Origin of the sequence: Bacillus sp. PAMC28571 (assembly GCF_014250435.1) — a bacterium.
GTDB lineage: Bacteria > Bacillota > Bacilli > Bacillales > Bacillaceae > Bacillus > Bacillus safensis.
In genome coordinates, this window is the sequence record NZ_CP060191.1 from 412,792 (window position 1) to 436,023 (window position 23,232).

General features: G+C 43.2%; 10 protein-coding genes. 6 read left to right on the forward strand and 4 right to left on the reverse strand.

All coding sequences use genetic code 11. The features are described from left to right. The first annotated feature begins 11 nt into the window (after positions 1-11). From H7F25_RS01790 to H7F25_RS01800, 3 genes are read left to right on the forward strand one after another with little or no spacing between them, the layout of a single operon-like run. On the forward strand, positions 12-7,244 hold the full coding sequence (locus H7F25_RS01790) for a type I polyketide synthase (protein ID WP_185854161.1): 7,233 nt from the start codon (positions 12-14) through the stop codon (positions 7,242-7,244). Beyond that, positions 7,237-13,647, forward strand: a complete 6,411-nt coding sequence (locus H7F25_RS01795) for a type I polyketide synthase (protein WP_185854162.1) — start codon at positions 7,237-7,239, stop codon at positions 13,645-13,647. Before H7F25_RS01790 ends, H7F25_RS01795 begins: the two co-directional genes overlap by 8 nt. After that, positions 13,640-14,647 carry a phosphotransferase enzyme family protein gene (locus tag H7F25_RS01800; protein ID WP_024424545.1) on the forward strand — a complete coding sequence of 336 codons (1,008 nt, stop codon included), beginning with the start codon at positions 13,640-13,642 and terminating at the stop codon, positions 14,645-14,647. The genes H7F25_RS01795 and H7F25_RS01800 overlap by 8 nt, the downstream gene beginning before the upstream one ends. Positions 14,648-14,687: 40 nt before the next feature. Here the strand turns inward: H7F25_RS01800 and H7F25_RS01805 are convergent, their stop codons facing one another. The 3 genes from H7F25_RS01805 to putP all read right to left on the reverse strand — a co-directional run bounded on the left by H7F25_RS01805 (position 14,688) and on the right by putP (position 18,548). After that, positions 14,688-16,094 carry an alkaline phosphatase gene (locus tag H7F25_RS01805; protein WP_122631740.1) on the reverse strand — a complete coding sequence of 469 codons (1,407 nt, stop codon included), beginning with the start codon at positions 16,092-16,094 and terminating at the stop codon, positions 14,688-14,690. A gap of 112 nt (positions 16,095-16,206) precedes the next feature. Next, entirely contained in the window at positions 16,207-16,899 is a 693-nt protein-coding gene (locus H7F25_RS01810) for an MgtC/SapB family protein (RefSeq protein ID WP_024424547.1), read from the reverse strand. 167 nt (positions 16,900-17,066) lie between these two features. Continuing rightward, a complete protein-coding gene (putP, locus tag H7F25_RS01815; protein WP_025092651.1) occupies positions 17,067-18,548 on the reverse strand; it encodes a sodium/proline symporter PutP in 1,482 nt (493 codons plus the stop codon). A gap of 422 nt (positions 18,549-18,970) precedes the next feature. On the opposite strand from putP, the gene gatC reads away from it, so the two are divergent. From gatC to gatB, 3 genes are read left to right on the forward strand one after another with little or no spacing between them, the layout of a single operon-like run. Next, positions 18,971-19,261 (forward strand): Asp-tRNA(Asn)/Glu-tRNA(Gln) amidotransferase subunit GatC, encoded by a 291-nt coding sequence (gene gatC, locus H7F25_RS01820; RefSeq protein ID WP_024424549.1) that lies wholly within the window; start codon positions 18,971-18,973, stop codon positions 19,259-19,261. A gap of 14 nt (positions 19,262-19,275) precedes the next feature. Continuing rightward, positions 19,276-20,733, forward strand: a complete 1,458-nt coding sequence (gatA, locus tag H7F25_RS01825; RefSeq protein WP_024424550.1) for an Asp-tRNA(Asn)/Glu-tRNA(Gln) amidotransferase subunit GatA — start codon at positions 19,276-19,278, stop codon at positions 20,731-20,733. A 13-nt stretch (positions 20,734-20,746) separates the two neighbouring features. Continuing rightward, entirely contained in the window at positions 20,747-22,177 is a 1,431-nt protein-coding gene (gene gatB / locus H7F25_RS01830; protein WP_024424551.1) for an Asp-tRNA(Asn)/Glu-tRNA(Gln) amidotransferase subunit GatB, read from the forward strand. A 180-nt stretch (positions 22,178-22,357) separates the two neighbouring features. Here the strand turns inward: gatB and H7F25_RS01835 are convergent, their stop codons facing one another. Beyond that, positions 22,358-23,203, reverse strand: a complete 846-nt coding sequence (locus H7F25_RS01835) for a TetR/AcrR family transcriptional regulator (protein WP_025092652.1) — start codon at positions 23,201-23,203, stop codon at positions 22,358-22,360. Between the last annotated feature and the right edge of the window lie 29 nt (positions 23,204-23,232).

Sequence of the window (23,232 nt, forward strand, 5' to 3'; positions counted from 1 at the left end):
AAATGCAGCGTATGTCTGATCAAGAGCAATGGATCGAATCTGGACTTGAAATTGCAGTCGTAGGATTAGCAGGTACGTTTCCCGGAGCACCGAATGTCCAATCGTTTTGGGAAAATATATCGCAAGGGAAAGAATCCGTTACGTTTTTCACTGATGAAGAATTAAAGGCAGCGGGTGTTGATGAGACGCTGTTAAAACGGTCTGATTATGTGAAGGCGAAGCCATATTTAGAAAATGCATCTTCTTTTGATGCAGACTTTTTTGGCTACTCTCCGCGAGAGGCATCCATTATGGACCCGCAAATTCGATTGATGCACGAATGCACATGGCATGCGCTAGAGGATGCTGGCTATGAGCCTGAGCAATATGAAGGGTTAATTGGCCTTTATGCCGGGGCATCTAGCAATTTATCGTGGATGGGGCAGCATATGTCGTCTCTTGAAAAGAATGAAGATGTGTTTCAAATCATGCATCTCAATGACCCGTCCTTCGCTTCCCGGGTTGCCTATAAATTAAATCTAAAAGGACCAAGTGTATCAGTGCAAACGGCTTGCTCCACGTCGCTTGTTGCTATCCATATGGCCTGCCAAGGATTAATCGGCGGCGAATGTGACCTTGCACTAGCGGGGGGCGTCACACTCCATCAGCCACAGATCACAGGATATCAATACCAAGAAGGAATGATTTATTCCCCTGATGGACATTGCCGTCCGTTTGATGAAAAAGCAAAAGGGACCATTTTTGGTGAAGGTGCAGGCGTTGTTGCACTAAAACGGTTAAAAGATGCGATAGAAGACGGAGATTTTATTTATGCCGTTGTAAAAGGATCTGCAACGAACAATGATGGAAGCAACAAAGTCGGCTATACAGCCCCAAGTGTCAGTGGACAGGCAAGTGTCATTGAATCTGCTTTAGAAATGGCCGAAACAGAGCCAGAGACAATTTCATATATCGAAGCACATGGAACAGGTACGTCTGTTGGAGATCCGATTGAGATTGAGGCACTTACTCGTGCTTTTCAAACAGAGCAAAAAGGCTTTTGCCGACTTGGGTCAGTCAAAGCCAATATTGGGCATTTAGATGCCGCCAGCGGTGTCGCTGGTTTTATCAAAACAGTCATGATGCTGCATCATCGACAATTTGCTCCAATGCCGCACTTTGAGAAGCCGAATCACCGTATTCCATTTGATCAAACGCCATTTTATGTTGGAACAGATAAAGAGGAGTGGAAGACGTCTCATTTGCCAAGGAGAGCTGGAGTCAGTGCCTTTGGTATAGGGGGAGCAAATGCCCATGTCATCTTAGAAGAGGCAAAGCCGAGAGAAGCAAACAGCACGACCTCAACCAAAGAATTAATCGTGCTGTCAGCCAGATCAACGCATGATTTGAAGAACATGACAAAAAACTTGAAGGAATATGTCTCCTCACATCATGAACTCTCACTTGGTCAAGCAGCTTATACCTTACAAAGGGGAAGAAAAGCCTTCAAATATCGAAAAACGCTTGTCTGTTCCACACGTGATGAATTATTAGAACAGCTGCATGTGCTAAACGAAGAGACGCCAGGCAGAGAAAGTCTTCTTTATAAGCGGATAAACATGAGGCTGACTGGTTTTCATGAAGCAGGATTACGTGATTACATCAAGCTGTATGAGAAAGATCTTTCATTTAAAACAGAAGTGGATCGTTTAATGAGCCTCGTCCAATCCGTGATACCTATTAAAAAAGACGATCTGTTCCATTTCAAACAAAACGGTCACGCAGAAGTGGGTATGCTGATCATGACATCGGCTTTTGCCAGTCAGCTAAGATCACTCGGAATTGAACCAGACGTATGGATTGGAGAGGGCAGCGGGGTGTGGACAGCTTTATGTGCAGCAGATGGGCTTGAGCTAACAGAGGCGGCATCTATTGTATACCGCCTTCATGACAACCAGATGATCAATCAAAAGCTGGCTGCATTGCCTCAGAAGACACTCCAACAGCCTGTTTACATTGCGCAGACAGGGGAGGAACTAACTGCTTTCGATCCATCATCTGCAATGCGTTTCCTTGATATAGAGCAGCCTGTAAAATCGCCTTTGTTCAAGCAAGAATCAACAGCCTTGATGATTGATCTTTCAAAGAAACAAGGAATTGTGGTTGAAAAGGGAGCAGAAAAAACAACCGAACCACTTGATGGAGACCTGATGCAAGTCGCAGGTGTTCTTTGGGAAATGGGGGTCGACTTAGCTTTTCCTTTAACAGAGGAGAAGAATAGGAAGCGCATTCCGCTTCCAGGCTATCCATTTCATAAAACAGATTTCTCTGTACAAACAAAAACGATGGCAGCTATTGAACCACAAAAGCCGAAGGCTGTGAAGCGTGACTTTCCTTCACTCGCCTCTTTACAAAAAGATATTCACACCATTGTTCAAACTCATTTTGGATTTGATCAAATGGATGATGACTCGCCATTTTTTGAATTTGGTGCGACATCACTTGATATATCTCAGCTTGCAGCAAAAATCTCTGAGCGAATGGATCAACAAATTGACACTGTTCAATTGTATCGGTTTGCTACAGTTGCAAGTCTTTCTGAATACTTATTTAAAGAACAAACGGAACGTGAGCAAACACCAGCTTCTTTCCCAAAAAGAAATACATCACAGGAAAATCCAGATATTGCGATTGTCGGAATGGCAGGAAGATTCCCAGGGGCTTCATCGCTAGAAGACTTTTGGCAGCGTCTTGTGAATGGCGAGGAAATGATTCACTTTTTCACAGAAGAAGAACTCAAGAAAGCAGGGCTGGATGCGTCAGTCTATCAACATCCGAATTTCATTGGAGCAAAAGGACGTTTACAAGAAATTGAAGGTTTTGATGCAGATTTCTTCAACTATTCTGCTAGAGAGGCAGAGCTAATGGATCCACAATTCAGGCTCTTGCATGAATGTGCTTGGGAAGCGCTGGAGGATGCTGGCTGTGACCCTGATAGAATGGCAGGGAAAATTGGAGTTTATACAGGAACAAGCCCAAATCATGAATGGCTGACACGCTTTGCACATCAAATGGAAGCAACCGAGCAATTCAGCGCAATGCTGTTAAATGATCGTGAGTTCTTTAGTACGCAGCTTTCTTATAAATTGAATCTACACGGGCCTAGTGTGACGATGCAGACAGCTTGTTCGACCTCACTTGTCAACATTGGCATGGCCTGTCAAGCATTATTGAATCAAGAATGTGATGCAGCACTGGCAGGAGGTGTGACGGTCAGTTCTCCAGAAAATATCGGCTATATTTATCAAGATGGAATGATTCAATCAAAAGATGGCCATTGCCGTCCGTTTGACCAAGAGGCGAGCGGAACCATTTTCGGAGATGGAGCGGGGATCGTTCTGTTAAAACGTTATGAAGATGCGATAAGAGATGGCAACCCGATTCATGCGGTGATCAAAGGGGTTGGCGTGAACAATGATGGCAGCCGAAAAGCTGGTTTTACCGCTCCGAGTGTGGAAGGGCAGGCAGAGGTATTAAAAGAAACGTATGAAAAATCAGGTATAGATCCCGCGTCTATCGGTTATTTAGAAGCGCATGGTACGGGGACAAAAATGGGAGATCCAATTGAAGTATCCGCCCTTAGCCAAGTGTTCAAAGGAACAGAGCCGCTGACTATCCCAATCGGTTCAGTTAAAAGTAATGTCGGACATTTAAATAGTGCGGCAGGGATTGCAGGTCTGTTTAAAGCCATTTTGGCTATTCAGCACAAAACGATCCCGCCAACCATTCATTATGAATCACCCAATCAGGAGATTCCTTTTAAAGATACACCTTTTTATGTGAATCAAAAGGCGCTGTATTGGAAGGAATCAGATAAGCCGAGAAGAGCAGGGGTTAGTTCTTTCGGTATCGGCGGGACAAATGCCCATATGATCATAGAAGAAGGCATACAGGTAAAGCAAAAGTCAGCTTCTAAGCAAAAGCAGCTGCTCGTTTTATCTGCAAAAACGGATACCGCTTTAGCGGCAATGACAGAGCGATTAAAGCAGTATGTGATACAGCATCCTCAAGTTTCGCTTGAAGATATTGCTTTTACATTGCGTTATGGCAGAAAGCAATTTCCATACCGAAAAGCCATTGTACTTGCTTCTGCTGATGAATGGCTGCAGCAGAAACAGCTTGAAACCAGTGTGTTCCGAAGCAAAAAATGGCGTAAAGCTACCTTTATGTTTTCAGGTCAAGGTGCTCAATATGCTGGCATGATGCGCGAATTATACGATGCAGAACCAGTGTTCAAATGGGAAGTGGATAGATGCTTCAAATATGTAATGGAGACGGAGCAAGTTGATTTAAAAGGCATTGTTTTTCCAGAGGATGAAACGAATGAAGACATCACAAAAACGTCAAATGCTCAGCCGCTTCTCTTTATATTTGAGTACGCATTAGCAAAATTACTTCAGCATAGTGGTGTTGAGCCAGAATCAATGATTGGGCACAGTATCGGCGAATATGTTGCCGCTTGCTTGTCAGGGGTCTTTTCTCTGGAGTCAGCATTAACACTCGTAATGGCAAGAGGCAGATTGATGCAAGGAATGGAAAAAGGCGCCATGCTTAGTGTGCAACTACCCGAGGCGGAGCTGAATTCGATCATCGATGAATCGCTTTCGATTGCTGCAGTCAATGCAAAAGACCTTTGTGTCGTTTCTGGTAAAGAAGAGCATATCACCGCTTTTGAAAAGAAATTACAGGACAAAGGAATTGTGACAAGACAGCTCCATACTTCTCATGCTTTTCATTCCTATATGATGGAGCCGATGCTTGAGGCGTTTCAACAATTCGTAGAGAAAGTAGAACTGCATGAGCCGACGATCCCGTTCATATCAAATGTGACAGGCACTTGGGCGGCAAATGAAGAGGTGATGGCAGCATCTTATTGGACCAACCATCTGCGTGGAACCGTTCGTTTTCATGAAGGTTTATCACAGCTGTTAACCGATGAAGTACGAGCTCTCATAGAGGTCGGACCTGGAAACAGCTTGACGGCATTAGCGAAACGTCATGAAAACAAAGAGTCTCATCATGATGTCCTAAATATGGTGAGGCATGCAAGGGAACAAGCGGATGACCATGCGTATTTCTTAAAACGTATAGGAGAGCTATGGGCAGGCGGTTATGAGGTCAAAACGCAGCCGCGTCCAACTCAAGAGGAACGACAGCTTGTATCGCTTCCCACATATCCATTCGAACGAAAACGATATTGGATTGAAGCAGGAAAGCCCGCTTCTCCGCAGCTGTCTATTCCTAAGGAAACGAAGAAAAAAGAGATGGAAGAATGGTTCTATCTGCCTTCATGGGAGCAGCAGCCGCTAAAACCAGTTTTCGAAAAAGAACCAGAAGAGCAAACGTGGCTCATTTTCAAGGAACAGGATGCCTTTCATGAACTGTTTGCACAATCATTCAAAGAACAAGGAATCAAGGTCATTTTTGTCACAAAGGGTGAGGTCTATCAAGAGCTGGAGCAGGCGTTTACGATCAATCCGGCAGAAGGTAAGCACTACAGAAACATGCTAGATTCATTGTCTAATAAAGGTATCAATATCAATCGGATTCTGCATTTATGGGAATCTGCGAAAGAAGAGGACGGCTTGAATCGCCAAGCTGCATTTCAGACGCACATTGAAAAGGGCTATTACAGCTTAATTTTCTTATCTCAAGCGATTGCTGCACAAAAAAATATTCGAGAATGCCGTTTGTTTACTGTCACTAGCGGAATTCAGCCAGTTACAGGGAATGAGATGATATGTGCAGAGAAAAGCGCAATGCTTGGGCCGGTTAAAGTCATTTCACAGGAATACCATCACATTAAATGCTGGAATATCGATGTGGAAGATGTGCCGGATGTTATGACTTGGAAGGAACAGGAGCTTGTCGATCTTATTGGGCAGGAAATTATGCAGCCTGGAAAAGACCAGCTTGTAGCGTATCGCAATCGTCAACGCTGGGTGCAGAGCTACAAACGTTTGCCGCTGCAAAAAGAAGATAGACTTCCGAAACTGATCAGGCCAAATGGTGTGTATCTCATCACGGGTGGTTTAGGCGGCATTGGATTTGTTCTATCAAAGATGCTGGCGAAAGAAGGAAATGTTCATCTTTATTTAACAGGAAGAACGGCATTGCCGCCAAGAGATGAATGGGCGTCATTTGTTCAACAAGAGAATGCCGATGAAGCGCAGCGTACAAGAATTAAGAAGGTACTCGAGCTTGAACGATTAGGTGCAACAGTAGAAGCGGTGCAGGCGAATGCAGGAGATCTTAAGCAGATGAAACATGTTTTTGAAATCATTCGCAAAAAGCATGGCGGCGTTGATGGTGTGTTCCATGCGGCAGGATTACCAGGAAGTACATCCTTCCGAGCCATTAAAGATATCCCATCTACACTGGCGCAGGGAGAGGATCAATTCCAATCAAAAGTGAAAGGGCTCGATGTGCTAGAGCAGCTGCTGGAGCAAGAACAAGCGGATTTTTGTCTCCTCTTTTCATCCATAAGTGCACTGCTCGGGGGCTTAGGATTCTCTGCTTACTCAGCAGCTAACTTATATATGGACGCATTTGCAGCTAGACTCAATCAAAATAGTCAAACTCCATGGATGTGTGTGAACTGGGATGCGTGGAATTTCTGGGGTGAGCTAGAATCCACAATTGGTGAATCGATTAATGAGCTTGCGATTTTACCAGAAGAGGGTGCTGAGCTGTTCCAATATGTTCTGTCTAACCGGCAGAATCGTCACATGCTCGTGTCCACAGGAAATCTTGAAGAACGGATAGATCAATGGCTGTCATTAGAATCGAAGGCTGCAGCGAGTGCGGATTCATATGAAGTGTCTAAGCACGAAAGACCAGAGCTGGGCAATCCGTATGTGGCTCCTCGAAATGAAACTGAAAAAGTGATCTGTCAAGTGTGGCAGGATTTTATGGGCATGGAGCAAGTGGGCATTCACGACAACTTCTTTGATTTAGGTGCAAGCTCGCTGGATATTGTTCAAGTGACCAATCGGTTAAATCAAGCACTTCAAACAAATGAAGCAGTGGTGACCTTGTTTACGTACCCATCTGTCGCAGAGCTTGCAAAATATATTCAGCCTTCTGAGGAATCAAAGGAAGATACGATGGAAGAAGAACTAGCCGTCGTCACATCAGGTGATCGAAGAGCTCGTTTTAAACAGCAACGGAATAAAAGATTGAGAGGCGGAATCGAGAATGAATGATACAACGAATCACTATCATGGCGCAGAAATTGCTGTTATCGGTCTTGCAGGTCGTTTTCCAGGTGCCAAAAACGTAGATGAATACTGGGAGAATCTGAAAAAAGGAAAAGAAACAATCTCCTTTTTTACGGAGGAAGAATTACGAAGTGAAGGTACAGATGAAGCCTTATTGAAAAACCCTCGTTTTGTCAAAGCAAAAGGGATGCTTGACGATGTCGATTTATTTGATGCGGATTTCTTTGACTATACTCCGAAGGAAGCGGCTATGATGGATCCGCAGTTCAGACTGTTTCATGAATGTGTTTGGACGGCACTTGAAGATGCTGGGTATGATCCGTTTGAATATAAAGGGCAAATCGGTCTTTATACAGGTGCAGGAATCAATACAGAATGGGTCATGAGAGCACTTCAAGGGGCAGCTCAAGGTGAGGATTCAAAAACGCTGGAAGCTGCTGTTCTAAATATGCGTGACTATTTGGCGACGATGATTTCGTATAAATTAAATCTAAAAGGACCGAGTATGGTGGTGCAAACCGCCTGCTCGACCTCGATGGTGTCGATTCATTTAGCTGTTCAGGCTTTATTAAGCGGAGACTGTCATATGGCTGTTGCAGGCGGTGTGTCCATTCGCCTGCCGCAAAAATCGGGTTATCTATATCAAGAAGGAATGATCCATTCTTCCGACGGTCACTGCCGCGTTTTTGATAATAAAGCAGATGGAACCGTTTTTGGAGATGGTGCAGGAGCTGTTATTTTAAAAAATTTAGAGGATGCAATTGAAGACGGCGATCACATTTATGCTGTCATTAAAGGATCTTCTATTAATAATGATGGAAATAGAAAAGTAGGGTATACGGCACCGAGTACGAAAGGCCAAGTATCAGCTATTAAGACAGCACTTCGAATGGCCGAGGTTGAACCTGAATCCATTTCTTATATTGAAGCACATGGAACCGGAACAACACTAGGAGATCCGATTGAAATTGAAGCACTCAAGCAAGCGTTTGATACAGATAAAAAAGGCTTTTGCCGCATTGGTTCTGTCAAATCAAATGTTGGTCATTTGAATGATGCATCAGGTGTCGCTGGCTTTATTAAAACCGTATTAAGCTTAAAGCATCAAGTGATTCCGCCAACGATTCATTTTGAAACACCGAATGAAAAAATTGAATTTGCTGATTCTCCATTCGTTGTAAATACGGATTTGACGCCATGGAGCGAGCAGGCCTCTCCTCGCAGGGCAGGTGTAAGCTCATTTGGGATTGGTGGAACAAACGCTCATGTCATTTTAGAAGAAGCACCTGCTGCACGTGTCCCAGCAGATCGCACAGAAGATAGTGAACTTCTTTTATTATCTGCGAAAACACCGGCAGCCCTTGAAAAAATGACGGATCGCCTTGCTGACTATTTACTTCAGCATCAGCAGCATATCCGTTTAAGCGATGTCGCCTATACGCTGCAAACAGGGCGCCATCATTTCCCGCATAAACGTGTCATTCTTGGAAGTGATACAGCTGACATGTTACAGGCGCTGAATCAAAGGTCAAAAGAGGTGGTCAAGACGGCCAGCTCTCAAACATCGAGCCGGCCAATCGTCTTTCTTTTCCCAGGCCAAGGATCTCAGTATGTGGACATGGGGCGTCAGCTTTATGACAAGTATCCAGTTTTTAAGGAAGCGCTGGATCAATGCTTGAATCAATTCAAACAGCATGTCTCAGTTGACCCGTTCAGCATTTTATTCTCAACAGAAGCAAGTGATGATCCTCAATTGATTAACCAAACCGAATATACACAGCCGCTTCTGTTTAGTATGGAATACGCTTTGGCTAAATTGCTGATGCATTTTGGCATCAAACCGCAGGCGATGATCGGTCACAGTATTGGAGAATACACTGCTGCTGCCGTATCTGGTTTACTGTCTGTTGAAGATGCCGTAGATCTCGTCTGTTATCGCGGACAGCTGATTAGCCAGCTTCCAAAAGGCTCTATGCTGAGCGTACCTTTGAGTGAACAGAAAGTGCTGTCATATTTGACGGATGACCTTTCACTTGCGGCAGTAAATGGACCTGAGTTATGTGTGGTGTCTGGTGAGACGGCATCTATTGATGCACTCGCTGAGAAGCTGGAGGCAGCTGGACATGGGTGCAGAAAGCTTCACACCTCTCATGCCTTCCACTCAAAAATGATGGATGATATCCTGCCATCATTCAAAGAAAAGGTAGCTGAGTATCAATTGAATGCGCCATCTATCCCGTATATTTCTAACGTCACAGGTACGTGGATTGAACATGAAGCAGTGCAAGATCCAGCATACTGGGCTGATCACTTGCGGCAAGCAGTTCGTTTCCGTGATGGAGCAGAGACATTATTAACGGAGCTTGATCCCATTTTTATTGAAGTTGGACCGGGGAATACGTTAAGCGCCTTTATTCGTCAAGTCTCAAAGGATCACCATCAGCAGCCGATTCCATTGATGCGTCACCCGAAAGAAGAGGCAGCAGATGACCGCTACCTGCTGGGAAGATTGGGTGACATCTGGCTTCAAGGAGTGCCTGTGGACTGGACAAAATTACGAAAACAGAAATCGAATCAAAAAGTATCCCTGCCAACTTATCCGTTTGAACGACAAAGATATTGGATTGAAAAGGGAGATACAGCCGCGTTATCCTCGCCTTCAGGTGTGCAAATGGTTGTGCCGAAGGAAAACAAAGGGCAGGAAATAGAAGAAAGCAATCAATATCAATCCACTGAGGCGAATGGTATAGAAGCAACATTACAGCGGATGTGGAAAGATATTTTAGGTATTGAAAAGGTGGGAAGAGACGATCACTTCTTTGAGCTTGGAGGACATTCGTTAAATGCGACCGGTCTTATTTCTCAAATTCACAAAGAGTTTGGTGTAGAACTAACACTCACAGATATGTTCAACCATCCGACGATCGAGAAGCTCCAAGCATTCATTGAAAAGGCAGAGAAGCATCAATATTTCAAAATTGAACAGGTGGAACAGAAAGACACGTACCCATTATCCGCCGCTCAAAGACGAACATTCCTCATTCATCAGCGTATTGGTCAAGTGACTTCATATAACATGCCAATGGCTCTGAGATGTAAAGGTGAAATCGACGTCGAGCGCTTTGAACAGACCTTTAAGCAATTGATTGATCGTCATGAAACCTTGCGAACGACCTTTGAGTTAAAGGATGGAGAACCTGTTCAGCGGGTCCATGATGATTTTCAATTTGCTGTTGAAATGACTGAGGCTGATGAACAAGAATTAGAAGCACAAATCGATGAATTCATTCGTCCATTTGACTTAAAGGCTGCACCATTGATTCGTGTGCGTTTTGTGAAAATTGTAGAAGATGATCATCTTTTATTAGTTGATATGCATAATATTGTCGCTGATGGAGCGAGCATGAACATCTTTATTAAAGAATTTACTGAGCTCTATCGCGGGGAAACCTTGCCGGAACTTACTGTGCAATATAAAGATTATGCAGTGTGGCAAGACAAATATTTCCGCAGCGAGATGTTTCAAAAGCAGCAGGATTATTGGAAGGAGCAAATGGGCTCAAATGTTCCGACTTTGACAATGCCATATGATTTTGAACGAAAGGAACAATCCTTTTTGGGAAGAGCGATCAAATTTAATATTGAACCGCACATCGTTGAGAAAATTGAACAGCTCGCTGAACGATATCAGCTGACCAATAACGTCATCTTGTTCCAGCTTTATGGCCTGCTGCTCTCACGTTATGCCGATCAGCAAGAACTGATTGTCGGTTCTCTTGTGGCTGGAAGACGTCATGCAGATATTGAGCATACGATTGGGATGTTTACGAACTTCCTGCCAATCAAACTAGACATGGCACAAGAAGCATCCTTTATAGAACAATTGGTACAGACAAAACAAGTTCTACTCGATGCGTACGACCATCAAGAATACCCGTTTGACCAAATGGTCGAGCATTTGAATCCAAAAACAAGGCCGCATCGCAATCCATTTTTTGATACGATGCTTATCTATCACAATGAATACGATCCGAATATTAAAATTGAAGCTGATGGACTGACCTTTGAAACGCATGAGTTTGCAAAGGGAATTTCCAAACTCGATATGAAAATGGATGTTGTCAGAGAGGTAACGGGTGAGTTAAAGTGCGTCCTTCAATACAACCTTGCTCTGTTTAAACATGAGACGATGCAAGCTTTCGTCAAGCACTTCCAGCACTTGATCGAACAAGCTGTTCAAACACCAGATCAACTGCTCAAGGATTTCGCTGTGCTTTCACAGGAAGAAGAACAAGCAGCAAAAGAGAAAAGAGATCGTGCAGAGAAAAAAGAACCACTTGTGCTCACTATCAGCTCGACATTTACAGCAGATCCAGTTGCTCCTTACATTCAGTATTGGACCAAGCAGTTTGATGTGCAGTTCGATATTCAGTTTGCACCGTATGGGCAGGTGTATCAGGAGCTGTTAAATGAGCGCAGCCTTATCTCACAGAAGAAAAACGGTGCAAATCTTCTCCTCATTCGTCTAGAGGATATCGCTGGTCCAGCCCATCTCTCACTGGATGAAAAGAAAAAACTGGCTTCAGAGCATGCAGAAGAACTTGTAAACGTTCTGAAATCAAAAACAAAACATAACCTATATTTTGTTGGTATTCTCCCGATAAGTGCGGCTCTTAGGGACACGTTGCAAGACGTGGAACAAGAGTGGATTGCTCAGTTATCTAAGATAGGCGGTGTTCAGTTGATCGACTGTCGTCAGCTTGCTCAGCAATATCAGCTCGATGACATTTTTGATGAAAAAGGAGAGCAAGCCGCACATCTCCCATTCACTGAAGTCTTTTGCGGAGCCATCGGTACAAAAGTCGCGCGAGAGATTGTGGCATGGAAAGGTGCACCATTTAAGGTAGTGGCCATTGATTGTGATCATACGCTGTGGAGAGGTATTATTTCAGAAGACGGTGTGGAAGGCATCGACATTACGCCAGAACATCAAATGCTTCAGCGCTTCTTAAAGCAAAAACAACAAGAGGGAATGCTGCTTGTGCTAAGCAGCAGAAATAATGAAGAAGATGTGTGGCGTGTGTTTGAAAACCACCCAGATATGGTCTTACAAAAAGACGATATTGTCGACTGGCGGATCAATTGGGAAAGTAAACCGGGACATCTAAAAGAAATGGCAGATTCACTGAACCTTTCATTATCTCAGTTTATTTTCTTAGATGATGATCCAGCTCAGTGCTTGCGAATGAATGAAGAGCTGCCAGAAGTGATGACATTGCTCTTACCTGCCAATGAAAAAGCCATTCCATTATTTGTTGAGCATGCTTGGGCTTTTGACCGTTATGATGTGACGGATGAGGATAGAGGGCGAACCATGAGCTACAAGGCTGAAAAAGCTCGTCAAAAAGAGAAAGCAGAGTCGCCGTCAATGGAACAATTTTTACAAGATTTGAACTTGCACTTGAATATAACAGAGTGGGGAGAGCAGCACCTTGCGCGTGTGGCACAAATGAGCAGCCGCATTAACCAATTCCGCTTAAATGATCAGCACTTTGATGAACAGCAGCTGAAAGAGCGGATGGAAAATGCGCATGTTCAGGGCTGGCTCATTGAGGCAGCAGATCGCTTCAGTCATGAAGGGATTGTAGGAGCGATCTTGGCTCATCATGCAGACGACACCTTGAAAATTGATGCATGGATGCTAAGCTGCCGTGCTCTAGGGAAAGGGATTGAGCAAAAATGTCTGACATGGCTCGCCGAATACAGCCGTCAGCACCAGCTTTCTTCCATTGAATTTACGTTTGTATCGACCGGACGTAATGAACTATTCAAGTCATTTATGGAAGAGCAACAGATCCAGAAGATCGAGGGGCAGCAAACGTATCGTATACAAGTGGCGGAAATCGGTTCATTGAGTGATCACATTCAAATCGCCGGTCACCTGTCACCTCCTCAGCACTCGACTGAAGAAAAAGAGGGTCACAAGATGGAGGCAGCAAGTCATCTCGCTTCTAAAGGTTTTACATGGGAAACGGTTCAAACAGATCAAACGCTGCATAGCGGTTATGTAAAAGCCCTTGAGGTACATGATGAAGATAGTCTACGTTCATTATTAACGACAGAAGTTACACAGGATCAAGGACTTTATGCACAGCCAACCAATGAACGTGAGGCATTACTTTTAGACATTTGGTGTGACATTCTTCATGTGGGAAAAGTAGGAATTGACAACGACTTTTTCGATTTAGGAGGAAATTCTTTACTTGCTGTCAAAATGGAAGTAGAGATTGAAAAGAAGGGTTGGTATGTTGATGATTTGAATTTTGCTGAAAAACACACCATTCGCGAATTAGCAAAATATATGAAGAGGGAGAATCAGCATGCATAAAGATGTAAAAGCCATATATGAAGAATCAAAAATTTTAGATGAGGCTACTCATTTATACGGGGTCAAGCGAAGTGATATCCACTTTATCGCAGATGCAGAAAACTATGTGTATGAACTAAAAAAAGATGGAGAGTCTTTCATTTTAAAAATTACTCATACCATCCGCAGATCACCTGATTATATTTTAGGTGAAATGGAATGGCTGCATCACTTAGCGAAGGGCGGACTTTCCGTTGCGAAACCAATTGCTTCATTAAATGGCCGTGATATCGAGCAAGTAGATGATGGGCAGGGCGGCGCATTTCTGCTTCGAGTCTATGAAAAAGCACCAGGTCGTAAAGTCGAAGAGGCGGACTGGAACGATGAATTATTTTATGCCCTTGGACAGTACACAGGTCGCATGCACAAACTGACAAAAAGCTATCATTTGTCAGACCCGCGTTATAAAAGACAAGAGTGGGATGAAGAGGAGCAGCTGAAACTGCGTAAATATGTACCAGCAGATCAGACCCTTGTTTTCGAACAAGCGGATCGGTTGATGGCAAAGCTGGCAAAGCTTCCGAAAAATCAAGATACGTACGGATTGGTTCATGCGGATCTTCATCACGGAAACTTCCACTGGGATCAAGGGAAAATTACGACCTTCGATTTCGATGATATTGGGTACAACTGGTTTATGAATGACATTAGCATTTTGCTATACAATGTCTTGTGGTACCCAGTAATTCCATACGAAGACAAAGCTGCTTTTGCAGGAAACTTTATGAAACAGTTCCTTAAAGGCTATCGTGAAGAGAATGAACTTGGAGATGAGTGGCTTGCCTATATTCCTGATTTCCTTCGTTTACGTCACATGCTGATCTATGGCTTGCTGCATCAAGCATTTGATTTGGCTGACATCGGAGAAGAAGAAAAGGCGATGCTCGCCGGCTTCCGTTCCGACATTGAAGAAGCAGCACCTATAACGACGTTTGACTTTACAAAGCTAAGTCAATCTTAAAATAAACATCCCCGCCTATATGATGAGGCGGGGATTGTTTTTATGGACGATAGGTGGATGGTGATTCAATGATTTGGAACAGGTTCTTTCCTTGTTTTGTATTATCGATCCAGCCCTGGAAGGCTGTTTTTCCAGGTCCGTATGCATAGACAGGGACATCCTCACCTGTATGGGCAAAGGTTGTCCAGCCTGAGAAAGAACGCTGATCGAAAATATGTTGAATGCTGAGTTGGATCGTACTGGCCTTTCCTGACTGTGCTGCTTTTTCTACCTGTGAGATTTCACCTTCTGTGAGAGAAATTTCAATATAGGTCTGAAGGACATCACGTACAGATTGTCCGTCTGCGATTTTCTTAGCCATATAAACAGGTGTTTTCTTAGCAGCTAAGATGGGCACTGGGTCCCATTTGTAGCCAGTCTCACTTGTCATCCCATCTGTGCCAAACGAAAAACCGCCAGTCGCATGGTCTGCCGTGATGACGACAAGTGTTTCTTGATCTTCTTTTGCGAACTGGAGAGCTGTTTGAACTGCTTTCTCAAAATCCTCCATCTCACTCATTGCGCCAACCACATCATTTTCATGTCCTGCAGAATCAATGGTACTGCCTTCAAGTAGCATGAAAAAACCATGCTGATTATCTTGATTCAATTGGGTGAGTGCTGCCTGCGTCATGTCTTTTAACTTAGGCACATGCTTCGGACGGTCGATGGCTCGATCCAGCTCGTCCTCCTGGAATAAGCCGAGCATTTTCGAAGATGATTGAGAGGTTAGATCATCTTTTGATCGCAGAATGGAATACCCGCTCTTCTTAAATTCTTGAACTAGATTACGGTCTTTTCGGTCAAAATATTGCATTCCGCCACCTAGAAGGATATCAACTTTGTGCTCTCCTCCTATTTTCTCATCAAAAAAGTGGTCTGCAATTTGTTCTTTATTTTTTCGGGAGACGTTATGTGTACCAAAAGCGGCAGGTGTTGCATCGGTGATGTCAGATGAGACAACAAAGGCTGTTTTCATTTTTGCTTCCTTCGCTGCTTCAACGACACTTCTAAGAGGTTGTTTTTCATGATTGACGGCAATGGCATCATTGTATGTTTTTTTTCCAGTCGCCATGGCTGTTGCTGCGGCAGCTGAGTCAGTAATATTATCTCGAGGATCATCTGGATGTGTGGTCTGCATCCCGACTAAATAAGGGTCCCAGACGGTTTTTCCTTTTACAGAAGCATGCTTTTCCTGCTTGAATGTACGGTAGGCTTTGATCATGGGCATCCCCATTCCATCACCAACGATAAAAATAATATTTTTTGGTGTTTTCGTTTGTTTCTTGTCTGCTGCATTCGTTGATACGGGAGTGACATAATGTGAGGTGAAAAGGACAGCTAATAAGAGTACTGCTAGAATTCCGCTGAAAAAAAATATACGTTTTTTACGATCCATAGAGCCCATGAAAAATCTCCTTTTATCATTTATTTCATAATTTGTATTTTATTTGAATCTTCAAAATGGTTCAACCCCTTATCCCATAAAAAAGGTGATGAGCCTTTTGTCTCATCACCTTTTATACCGTATCACACTTCACGCCAACGACGCCTTCTAGATCTTTAATATCAAAGTACACATCGGTTGTATAGCGGTCTTTATGCACACGTACGCGTACTTCCATGATCGGATAGTCCTTTTCTTTTAAATCATCAATTCGTACAGAATGAATGCGGATATTGAGGGCTTTCATTTCTTTTAAAATATCGGTCATGCGGTTTCTGTCAGAAAGAGACATTCTGATGCGGATTTCTTTTTCCTGCAGGCGAATCGGTCCGATCCGCTGGAAGAGCCATGGCAGGAATTCGACACTAATGAGAATAAAGAAAAGACTGAGGAAGGCTTCTTTATAAAACCCTGCACCTGTTGCAACCCCAAGCCCTGCTGCTCCCCAGATCATCGCAGAAGTCGTGAGACCTGAGATGACATCATTGCTTTTTCGAAGAATCACACCTGCTCCAATAAAACCAACACCAGATATAATTTGCGCCGGTAACCTGAGTGGGTCCATTTGAAGCTTAGAGACTCGAGGGAAATTGTAGGCTGCATCAATGCTGATGATGGTTAAGACGCAGGAGCTGACAGCAATGACAATACACGTTTTTAAGCCGAGGGGCTTTTTCTTCAGCTCTCGTTCAAGCCCGATAATCAGACCGATTAAGGTGGCCACGGCTAATTTTAAGACTGTATCCCATTCAATTGTCCAAAACATGCATATCGCTCCTTTCACTTCATGTACGTTTCACAACATGTATATGATCTTCTCACAGCCCATATGGCTGCACAACTCTTATTTTATTCAGTTTCTGAAGAAAGAAAAGCTTTTTATTTTATTTAAAAAGAGAGTCATCCGCATAGGGCAGATGACTCTTCAATTCTTTATTTTGTTTCTTCCTCAAGATGATCTTCCATTTTGTTGAAAAGCTGTTTTGATGCTTTTGACGGCTTACTTGTCAACAAGCTCACAATAATGGCAGCTAATCCACTAAGCGTAAAGCCTGGAATCATTTCATAAATACCTGTGGCATGGTTGAGGCCTGTTGTAATCCATGTCAGAACCACAACTGCACCAACGATCATTCCAACTAGGGCACCGTGATGATTCATTCGTTTCCAGTATAGGCAAAGCAGGATGACTGGACCAAATGAAGAACCAAATCCTGCCCACGCATAACCGACAAGGTCAAGAATGGTATCACTTGGGTTAAGTGAAAGGCAGAGAGCAATCACAGCGACAACGAGTACAGACATCCGGCCAATCATGACGAGCTCTTTGTCTGATGCTGTTTTTCTAAAGAACGTTCTGTATAGATCCTCTGTCATGGCACTTGCTGTGACAAGCAGCTGAGACGAAATTGAACTCATAATCGCAGCTAAAATGGCAGAAAGTAAAAATCCAGTGATATATGGATGGAACAATACTTTAGAAAATACGATAAAGATGGTTTCAGGGTCAGCAAGGTTCATACCCGTTTCATGAACATAGGCAACACCCACTAAACCGACAGACAGTGATCCAATCACTGAAATAATCATCCAGCTCATTCCGATTCGGCGTGCTGGTTTTAAATCTTTAACGGACGTAATGGCCATAAAGCGCACAATAATATGCGGCTGTCCAAAGTAACCTAGTCCCCAAGCAAGGAAGGAAATAATGCCAATGACGCTCGTTCCTCTAAAAATATCAAGCAATTTAGGGTCAATCTGTTGAATATCTTGGAATGTAGCAACAGGTCCGCCTAATTGTGTAAAGGCAACGATCGGCACGAGCACTAATGCTAAAAACATGATAGCTCCTTGGACAAAGTCCGTTAAGCTCACTGCCAAAAATCCGCCGAACAATGTATACAAAATGACAATACTTGACGTCAAAATCAGTCCAAACATGTAGTGAGCACCGAATGCTGACTCAAATAAACGTCCGCCTGATACCATCCCAGACGATGTATACAGCGTAAAGAAAATTAAAATGATGACGGCTGAAACAGCTTTTAATAAAGCAGATGAACCTTTGAAGCGTTTATCAAAGAAATCAGGAATCGTAATCGCATCATCCGCAATCTCTGTATAGGAACGTAAACGAGGTGCAAGAATGAGGTAGTTCAAGTAAGCACCAACGATTAAACCAATCGCAAGCCAGGCTGTCGATAAACCCGTTTTATACATTTCACCTGGCACACCCATCAGCATCCATCCGCTCATGTCTGCAGCACCTGCTGAAAGGGCTGTAACGAATGGGCCAAGCCCGCGTCCGCCAAGCATATAATCATTTAAATCATGTGTTTTCCTGAATGCATACCAACCAATGGCAAGCATCCCGATAAAATAAATAGATAAGGAAATTGTAACTTCAATACTCATTTTGTGTTCTCACCTTTTTCGTATTAATTTGACATCACCTCAATCAAAATATACAGAAGTGCGATGGCAGCTTTTTTGTTTGACTGTCCCGCTCACTGCTATGGTTACTTAACCTAACAGAGTATTCCCAAGTGATCAACCTGCCTAAACCTCTTCATTTTGAAGAAAAAATGTACCGATCGATGATAAGAATCAATATGTAAGCGATTACAAAAATAAACAAAAGTAAAAATTTTCTGAAAAATAAAAGTCACCTGATGAATATTTCCTTTATTGGTTTGATAAAAAGAGGTTTTCAAGAGAACGAACCTTTCACGGCACCTGCGTAAAGTTGCTTTAGAACAGTAAAATTTGATATGATAAAGTGTATATGACTTATGATCATGACCACGAGTACGCATCATTTTTGGAGGTGAACCTGCATGTCAAGAATTTCAATAGAAGAAGTCAAGCACGTTGCCCATTTAGCAAGGCTTGCGATTACAGAAGAAGAAGCTGAGATGTTTACAGAACAGCTTGATAGCATCATTTCATTTGCAGAGCAGTTAAACGAGGTAGATACGGAAAACGTTGAACCTACTACACACGTATTAAAAATGAAAAACGTCATGAGAGAAGATGTTCCGAATAAAGGTCTTTCCATTGAGGCAGTCGTCAAAAACGCGCCTGATCATAAAGACGGCTATATTCGTGTGCCATCAATTTTGGACTAAAGGAGGCCCGAGACATGTCACTGTTTGATCACAAAATTTCTGAATTAAAAGAGCTTTTACATAAAAAGGAACTGTCTGTTTCTGATTTAGTGGACGAGTCTTATAAACGAATCAATGAAGTAGACGGAAAAGTACAAGCATTCCTTGCACTGGACGAAGAGAAAGCACGTGCGTATGCAAAGGAATTGGACGAGGCAGTTGGTGAAAAGGACGAGCTTGGCCTATTGTTCGGTATGCCGATCGGTGTGAAAGATAACATTGTTACAAAGGATTTGCGTACTACAGCTTCAAGTAAAATCCTGCAAAACTTTGATCCAATTTATGATGCAACCGTTGTGAACCGCCTAAGAGACGCTGAAGCAGTCACAATTGGTAAATTAAATATGGACGAATTCGCAATGGGATCTTCTACGGAGAACTCAGGCTACAAAGCGACGAAAAACCCGTGGAATTTAAACACTGTTCCAGGCGGATCAAGTGGTGGATCAGCAGCTTCTGTTGCGGCAGGTGAAGTACCGTTCTCACTTGGTTCAGATACAGGCGGTTCTATTCGTCAGCCGGCATCTTTCTGCGGGGTTGTCGGTCTTAAGCCGACATATGGCCGTGTATCCAGATACGGATTAATCGCATTTGCTTCATCATTAGACCAAATTGGTCCGATTACACGTAATGTAGAAGACAACGCATATGTTCTTCAAGCGATTGCAGGTGTCGATCAAATGGACGCAACAAGTGCAAATGTCGATGTCCCAGATTTTCTTTCTTCATTAACTGGCGACATCAAAGGCTTGAAAATTGCTGTGCCGAAAGAATACCTTGGCGAAGGCGTTGGCGAGGAAGCAAAAGAATCTGTTCTTCAAGCGTTAAAAGTATTAGAAGGACTTGGTGCTTCGTGGGAAGAAGTGTCTCTTCCGCATTCTAAATATGCGCTTGCGACTTACTACTTACTGTCTTCTTCAGAAGCATCTGCAAACCTTGCTCGTTTTGACGGCATCCGCTATGGCTACCGTACAGATAATGCAGACAATCTCATTGATTTATACAAAAATACTCGTTCTGAAGGCTTTGGAGACGAAGTGAAGCGCCGCATCATGCTTGGTACATTCGCGCTAAGCTCAGGATATTACGATGCGTACTATAAAAAAGCACAAAAAGTCCGTACATTGATCAAAAAAGACTTTGAAGATGTTTTCGAAAAGTATGATGTCATTGTAGGACCAACAACACCGACTCCTGCATTTAACATTGGTGAAAAGACAAGCGACCCGCTAACCATGTATGCAAACGATATTTTAACGATCCCTGTTAACCTTGCAGGCGTTCCAGGAATCAGTGTGCCTTGTGGATTTGCAAATGGCCTTCCGTTAGGACTGCAAATCATCGGCAAGCACTTTGACGAAGGAACAGTGTACCGCGTGGCTCACGCTTTTGAGCAAGCAACAGATCATCATAAAGCAAAACCTGAACTGTAAGGGGTGAATCAGAATGAACTTTGAAACGGTAATTGGACTTGAAGTCCACGTAGAGCTAAAAACACAATCGAAAATTTTCTCAAGCTCGCCGACACCTTTTGGTGCAGCTGCCAACACGCAAACAAGTGTCATCGACCTTGGATATCCTGGCGTATTGCCTGTACTGAACAAAGAAGCGGTGAACTTTGCGATGAAAGCGGCCATGGCGCTGAACTGTGAAATCGCAACAGATACAAAATTTGACCGTAAAAACTACTTCTATCCTGATAACCCAAAGGCGTATCAAATTTCTCAATTTGATAAACCGATCGGTGAAAACGGCTGGATTGAAATTGAAGTAGAAGGCAAAACAAAACGAATCGGTATTACGCGTCTTCATTTGGAAGAGGATGCTGGGAAACTGACGCACACAGGCGACGGTTACTCACTCGTCGATTTCAACCGTCAAGGAACACCGCTAGTTGAAATCGTATCTGAGCCAGACATTCGCACACCAGAAGAAGCGTATGCTTACTTAGAAAAATTAAAATCCATTATTCAATATACAGGCGTTTCTGACTGTAAGATGGAAGAAGGCTCACTTCGCTGTGATGCCAATATTTCTCTTCGCCCAATCGGCCGTGAAGAGTTTGGTACAAAGACAGAGCTCAAAAACTTGAACTCATTCGCTTTCGTACAAAAAGGCCTTGAATTCGAAGAAAAGCGTCAAGAGCAAGTATTGCTTTCTGGCGGCTTGATCGAACAAGAAACCCGCCGTTATGACGAAGCGTCTAAAAAGACGATCCTGATGCGTGTCAAAGAGGGATCTGATGATTACCGCTACTTCCCAGAACCAGATTTGGTGGAGCTGTACATTGATGACGAGTGGAAAGAACGCGTAAGAGCATCGATTCCAGAGCTTCCAGACGAGCGCCGCAAACGCTATATCGATGAGCTTGGACTCCCTGCATACGATGCAATGGTACTCACGCTGACGAAAGAAATGTCTGATTTCTTTGAAGCGACCATTTCAGAAGGTGCTGAAGCGAAGCAAGCATCGAACTGGCTCATGGGTGAAGTATCTGCTTACTTAAACTCTGCTCAAAAAGAGCTGGACGATACAAAGCTAACGCCGCAAGGGCTGGCTGGCATGATCAAGCTCATTGAAAAAGGAACAATTTCCTCAAAGATTGCGAAAAAGGTATTCAAAGAGCTCATTGAAAATGGGGGAGATGCAGAAACAATCGTCAAAGAAAAAGGACTTGTCCAAATTTCTGACGAAGGTGCGCTGCTTAAACTCGTTACAGAAGCACTTGATAACAACCCGCAATCCATTGAAGACTTTAAAAATGGTAAAGACCGCGCGATTGGCTTCTTAGTCGGACAAATCATGAAAGCATCGAAGGGCCAAGCTAACCCGCCGATGGTCAACAAGATTCTCCTTGAAGAAATCAAAAAGCGCTAAATCGCAAAAAACCGCCTTATGTAATAGGCGGTTTTTTTTTGCTTGAAATGACAGGGTCTTATCATAGATTCAGACCACCGCCGTATATCAATTTAGAGAATCTTTTCTTATAATGAAGCATAAGCGAAAGTGCACATTCGAAGGGGAAAAGGTGAGCTAAATCGAAAACAGCACGTCATGTTACTGAAGAAACAGCTTCAATTGCTCAACTGCTCTAAGAACAGCAGGGTCCTCACACTTTTCTAAATTCGTCAGCATCCCTTGGATGACTGGCTTACGAGGTTCAGCTTTTGCCAGCTCTTCTTCAATCACTTCAATGGATACAACAGTATCATCTGAAAGCAGATGCTCAAGCTTTAACGAACGAAGCTCCTCTTGAAGGGAAGCAGCACTCGGCGCTTCATCATCCCAAATGGTTTGCTTCAAAATCGGCTTCGTCTGAGAACGAAGCAAACCGTGGACCAGATCATCAAACCGTTCGAGTATAAAGGATGAGAGCTCATCAAATGATAATTGCATTTGATCCTGTAAAAGCAGAACCTGCACATATGATTGGATAATGCCTTGGATCATGACTGACAGGTCAGTTACATATGGTTCGATCTCCTGTCCATAAGTGGTCAAGATGGAAATTTGAATTTCATCGTTCATTTGCTTTTTCACAGTTTTTGAATACTTTTTAATCTGCTGGTTTTCCGGAATAATGTTCTCGCTGAGGATCAGAATGATAAAATCCTTGTTCTCAGCAAAATGCTGGAACTGTTCAGCGATTTGTTTCTGAAAGATCTCTCTCGGCGCGAGATGCTGATTCTCTTTTCGAATCATTTCGATAGTTTGCATCGAAGTGTCGATATAATATTCAAACGCTCGGTTGAAAAGCTGTTCTTTTGATTTGAAATGTAAATAAAATGCGCCTTTTGATATTCCGCATTCATCTGCAATTTCCTGAATGGTCGTAGAAGAAAAACCCTTTTTCGCAAACAATTGGATGCTTGCTTTAATGATTTTTTCTTTTTTTTCGTTCATGAAATAAGGCCCCTTCAGCTTTAGAATGT

Bases quoted from the DNA above. Each gene is read 5' to 3' on its own strand.
- putP (WP_025092651.1), bottom strand. From the start codon at position 18,548: ATGAGTATTGAAGTTACAATTTCCTTATCTATTTATTTTATCGGGATG.
- H7F25_RS01790 (WP_185854161.1), top strand. From the start codon at position 12: ATGTCTGATCAAGAGCAATGGATCGAATCTGGACTTGAAATTGCAGTC.
- H7F25_RS01805 (WP_122631740.1), bottom strand. From the start codon at position 16,094: ATGGGCTCTATGGATCGTAAAAAACGTATATTTTTTTTCAGCGGAATT.
- H7F25_RS01810 (WP_024424547.1), bottom strand. From the start codon at position 16,899: ATGTTTTGGACAATTGAATGGGATACAGTCTTAAAATTAGCCGTGGCC.
- H7F25_RS01800 (WP_024424545.1), top strand. From the start codon at position 13,640: ATGCATAAAGATGTAAAAGCCATATATGAAGAATCAAAAATTTTAGAT.
- gatB (WP_024424551.1), top strand. From the start codon at position 20,747: ATGAACTTTGAAACGGTAATTGGACTTGAAGTCCACGTAGAGCTAAAA.
- gatA (WP_024424550.1), top strand. From the start codon at position 19,276: ATGTCACTGTTTGATCACAAAATTTCTGAATTAAAAGAGCTTTTACAT.
- H7F25_RS01835 (WP_025092652.1), bottom strand. From the start codon at position 23,203: ATGAACGAAAAAAAAGAAAAAATCATTAAAGCAAGCATCCAATTGTTT.
- H7F25_RS01795 (WP_185854162.1), top strand. From the start codon at position 7,237: ATGAATGATACAACGAATCACTATCATGGCGCAGAAATTGCTGTTATC.
- gatC (WP_024424549.1), top strand. From the start codon at position 18,971: ATGTCAAGAATTTCAATAGAAGAAGTCAAGCACGTTGCCCATTTAGCA.